This window comes from Acidimicrobiales bacterium (assembly GCA_036399815.1).
In the GTDB taxonomy this organism is placed as follows: domain Bacteria; phylum Actinomycetota; class Acidimicrobiia; order Acidimicrobiales; family DASWMK01; genus DASWMK01.
Map to the genome: position 1 here is coordinate 1 of DASWMK010000129.1, position 4,388 is coordinate 4,388.

Consider the following 4,388-nt stretch of genomic DNA (forward strand, 5'->3'; position numbering starts at 1 on the left):
GCTCGGCCGCCCACGCCACCGTGCCGCCGGCGTCGAAGCGGGTGGGCGGGTCCTCCTGGAGCTTCCCGCCGGCGCCGGCGACGACGTAGTGCACGCCGTCGACCTCGCCGTGCTGGAAGTTGTGCTCGTGCCCGCTCAGCACGAGACGCACCCGCGCCCGGCGGTAGAGCGGGACGAGGCTGCGCACCTGCTCGGGCATGCCCTCGTGGTGGGGCCCGGCGCAGTACGGCGGGTGGTGGTTGAACGGGATGCGCCAGCGGCCGTCGCCGCCCTCGGGCACCTCCGGCAGCGCGTCCTCGAGCCAGTCGCGGTGGTCGGGGTCGTCGAAGTAGTGGCGGCCCCGCTCGGCCCCCCACGTGGTGTCCACGCAGATCAGCTCGAGCAGCCGGCCGATGCTCAGCCGGTAGAACAGGCCGGGCCCGAGCGAGGCCCGGCCCCGCTCCTCGCGAGGCCGGAACCGCCCCTCGAGGTGGAAGTTGTCGGCGAGCTGGGCCCGGTCGTCGTTCTCCTCCTCGTCGGCCCCGTCGTGGTTGCCGGCCGTCGGGTACAGCGGCAGGTGGTCGATCAGGTAGCGGTACGGCTGGTAGAAGGTGAAGTACCAGTCGTCGTCCTCGTCGCCCGTCTGGTCGAGCTGGTCCTCGGGCCCGTGGTAGATGTTGTCGCCCAGGCTGACCACGAAGCGCACGGGGTGGGTGGCGGCCAGGTGCTCCATCGTGTGGGCCACCGCCTGCTGGCGCCGCCCGTTCTGCCCGTTCACGATGCCGACCCCGTAGTCGCCGACGGCGAGGAACGTGACCGGCACCGGCGTCTCGGCCGACGGGTGGGTCCGGAGGCGCAGGTCGTAGTCACGCCGCGCCGGGCGGGGCCCGCCGGCATCGCCGCCGTCGCCGAGCACCCAGTCCCACCGGTCGGCCGCGGCCCACGGCTCGCCGTCGACGAGCACGCGGTAGCGGTACTCGGTGTCCGGCTCCAGGCCCTCGACCCAGGCGTGGTTGTCGCCGGCCGCGTCCGCCCGGCCCACCACCCCTCCGTCGCCGTCGAGCACCTCGACGACGGCCGTCCCGTAGGACGGCGACCGGGCCCCGATGGACCCGCTCCGGCCGCCCTCGCCGGGCTTCAGGTCGTCGTCGTCGACGACCGTCCAGCGGTCGCCGTCGCGCCGCAACCAGAACCCGCCCCACCCGATGAGGGCGGCGCGGTCGGTCACGTCGACGACGTGGACGAAGGGCTCGAAGTGGCGATCGGCGGCCGGTTCCGTCACGACCGGTCCACTACCCGCGAGCGGTCCGCTGCGCACTCCGACCACGGCTGGGGCCGACAGGTGGACGGTATGATCGACCCATGCGGCCGAGCAGCGGCGGATCGGGCCCCTCGGGCGACGGGCTCGCCGCGCTGGTCGCTCGCTTCACCACCGAGGTCCTGCCGCTGGCCGAGGAGCTGCGGGCCGCGGACGGGCCCGACCCGGCCGGCCTCCGCCGCCTCGCCGCCGCCGTGCGGGCCCTTCCGGCCGGCGACCTGCCCGCGGCGCCGACCCTCGCCGACGACCTCGAGCGCTGGGCCGACGACCCCGCCGCGCCGGACTTCGAGGCGTCCCGCGAGGCCATCCGCCCGCCCGGCCACGGCCGCTGCGGGGTGTACGTCGGGCCGGTGTTCCTGCCCAACAGCGGCAGCCGGGCCGCCAACCTCGAGGCCTTCCTCGTCCTGCACGACGAGCCGCCGGCCTTCGACGACCTGCGGCCCCGCTTCCCCTACGACCAGCCGACCTGCCAGCCGGTCCGGCTGCTGGCCGGCACGGCCGGCGTGGCCGCCCACAACAACGTCGTGTTCTTCCCCGAGAACATCCCGGCCGCCACCCGCTGCACCCGCCAGCGCTTCGCCTGGTTCTTCTTCTCCAAGCACACCTCGATCTGGCCCCGCACCCTCCGCCTCGTCGAGCGGGCCACCGGGGCGCCCGCCGGCACCAGCCCGTTCGCCGGCGAGGACGGCCTCCCGCTGGCCAGCGCCGGGCTCGGCGCCGAGGACGTGTACGCCGCCCGGTCCGTGTGGGGCTACCTGCACGACCACTTCCACCAGACCGGCCTGCGGCCCCTCCACGAGCACCTCGCCATGAAGACCACCTGGGCGTCCGGCGCCCTCGAGGAGCTGCGGGTCGACACGCGGTCGGCCGTCGCCTGCGTGGACGAGCCGGTGCCGCACGGCGCCGTCGTCCACGAGTACGTCCTGCTCGAGCGGATGTTCCGCTACCCGGCGGAGCCCGACGCCCCGCAGAACGCGGACGCCGCGTCGGGGGTGGCCATGGCCGGCTGGCTGGCCAGGGAGGGCGCCCTGTCGTGGCGGGCGGACGGCACGGTCGCCCTCGGCACGAGGGCCGAGGTGGTGGACGGGCTGCGGTCGCTCGCCGGCCGGTTGGACACGGTGGAGCGCGCCCCCGTCGGCGAGCACGAGGCCGTCGCCCGCCGGGTGCTCGACGACCTGCTCGACGGCGGCCTCGACCCGTCGGGGACCGCCTTCCGCTTCCCGGCGCACCGGCGGCCGGCGCCGGCGCTGGCCACGACCCAGGACTAGGAGACGCCCGTGCCGTTCCAGGTGCATCCCCGCGCCGACCGTGTGGACGACGCCGTCCGGGACCGGATCCTCGCCGACCCGGGGTTCGGGGACCACTTCACCGACCACATGGTCACGATGTGGTGGCGCGACGGCGCGTGGGGCCCGGTCGAGGTCGTGCCCTTCGGGCCGCTGACGATCAGCCCGGCGGCCATGGGCATCCACTACGGGCAGTCGGTGTTCGAGGGCCTGAAGGTCTACGCCAGGGCGGACGGGAGCCAGGCCCTGTTCCGGGTCGAGCGCAACGCCGAGCGGATGCAGCGCAGCGCCCGGCGCCTCGCCATGCCCGAGCCGCCCATCGAGGCCTTCGTCGGCGGGTGCGCGCTGCTCGCCGCCGTCGACCGGGCCTGGATCCCCACCGGCTATGGCACGAGCCTCTACCTCCGGCCCTACCTGTTCGCCACCGAGGAGAACCTCGGCGTGCGGCCGGCCGAGGAGTACGTGTTCGGGGTCGTCGCCTGCCCGGCGGCGCCGATCTTCTCGGTCGACCCGGTGCCGGTCAGCATCCGGGTGGAGCTGGAGGACGTCAGGGCTGTCGTCGGCGGCACCGGCGAGGCCAAGTTCGCCGGGAACTACGCGGCCGCGCTGCGCGGCCACATGAAGGCCAAGGAGGCCGGGTTCAGCCAGGTGCTGTGGCTCGACGCCAAGGAGCACCGCTGGATCGAAGAGCTGAACGGGATGAACATCTTCTTCGTGTGGGACGACGGTGGGCGCACGCGCGTGACGACCCCGCCGCTCGCCGGCACGATCCTGCACGGCGTCACGCGCGACGCCGTGCTCACGGTGGCGGCGGACCTGGCCGATGAGGTGACCGAGGAACCGGTCACCATCGACGACGTTCGCGACGGCTGCGCCAGTGGTCGCCTGAGGGAGGTCTTCGCGTGCGGCACGGCCGCTGTGATCGCCCCCATCGGGCGGATGGTTGCGGGCGACGACGAGATCGTCGTGGCGGGAGCGCAGGCGGGCGACCTCACGTTGCGCCTGCGCAGCACCTTGCTCGACCTCCAGCACGGGCGCCAGCCCGACCGCTGGGGGTGGATGCGGACCCTCGACGACATCCTCGACGACCTGGGCGTCGCCGGCCTGGTGCCGGCGGCCGAGCCTTCGCTCGCGAGGTGAACGACACCTAGGAGACCACATGGCGGGCCGGGAGGGCACGGCAGCCGCCACGGCGACGGCCGTGGCCGAACACGACGACGCGCCCGTACGGGCGCTGCCCGGGCTCGACGAGGTGCCGGGGATGCCCGACCTCGACCGGGTCAGGTGCCTGCGGACCCTCGGGCCCACGGGGACGAACCTGGAAGCGGCCGCGCACGAGTGGCTCCTCGCCCGCCACGGCGGGGGACGGGTGCTCCTGCACCGCCACCTCGACGACGCCGTCGCCGCGGTGAGCCGCGACGGCACGGAGGGCATCGTGGCCTGCGCCGTCTACCCGGACCTGCACGCCCTCGTGTTCGACAACCACCGCTGGATGGTGATGGCCGACTGCTTCCTCGCGCCGACGTTCCGGATGGTGCTCGCCAGCCGGGGCGACGGCACCCCGCCCCGCCGGGTCGCCTCGCACGGCGCGCCGGTGGCGCTGGTGCCGGCGGGCGCCGAGACCGTGCCGGCGCTGTCGAACAGCGCGGCGGCCGCGGCCTGCCGGCGGGGCGACGTCGACGCCTGCATCACCACGGCGACGGCGGCCGACGCCAACGGGCTCGACGTGCTCGAGGACCACGGGCCCGTCCCGATGGTGTACACGGTCCACGTGCCTCGCCGTCCATGACCCGGCGCGGCCCCTC

The 4,388-nt window shown here is 75.0% G+C and carries 4 protein-coding genes; 3 read left to right on the plus strand and 1 reads right to left on the minus strand.

From position 1 onward, the window contains the following. On the minus strand, positions 1 to 1,261 hold a 1,261-nt coding region (locus VGB14_09035; protein ID HEX9993056.1), incomplete at its 3' end, for a metallophosphoesterase. 80 nt (positions 1,262 to 1,341) lie between these two features. Between VGB14_09035 and VGB14_09040 the strand changes: the two genes are divergently transcribed. From VGB14_09040 to VGB14_09050, 3 genes are read left to right on the plus strand one after another with little or no spacing between them, the layout of a single operon-like run. Next, positions 1,342 to 2,565 carry a DUF6421 family protein gene (locus tag VGB14_09040; protein ID HEX9993057.1) on the plus strand — a complete coding sequence of 408 codons (1,224 nt, stop codon included), beginning with the start codon at positions 1,342 to 1,344 and terminating at the stop codon, positions 2,563 to 2,565. 9 nt (positions 2,566 to 2,574) lie between these two features. Continuing rightward, entirely contained in the window at positions 2,575 to 3,723 is a 1,149-nt protein-coding gene (locus tag VGB14_09045; GenBank protein ID HEX9993058.1) for a branched-chain amino acid aminotransferase, read from the plus strand. Between the two features lie 19 nt (positions 3,724 to 3,742). Then, positions 3,743 to 4,372, plus strand: coding sequence for a hypothetical protein (locus VGB14_09050; protein HEX9993059.1), 630 nt, complete (start codon positions 3,743 to 3,745; stop codon positions 4,370 to 4,372). Positions 4,373 to 4,388 lie beyond the last annotated feature (16 nt).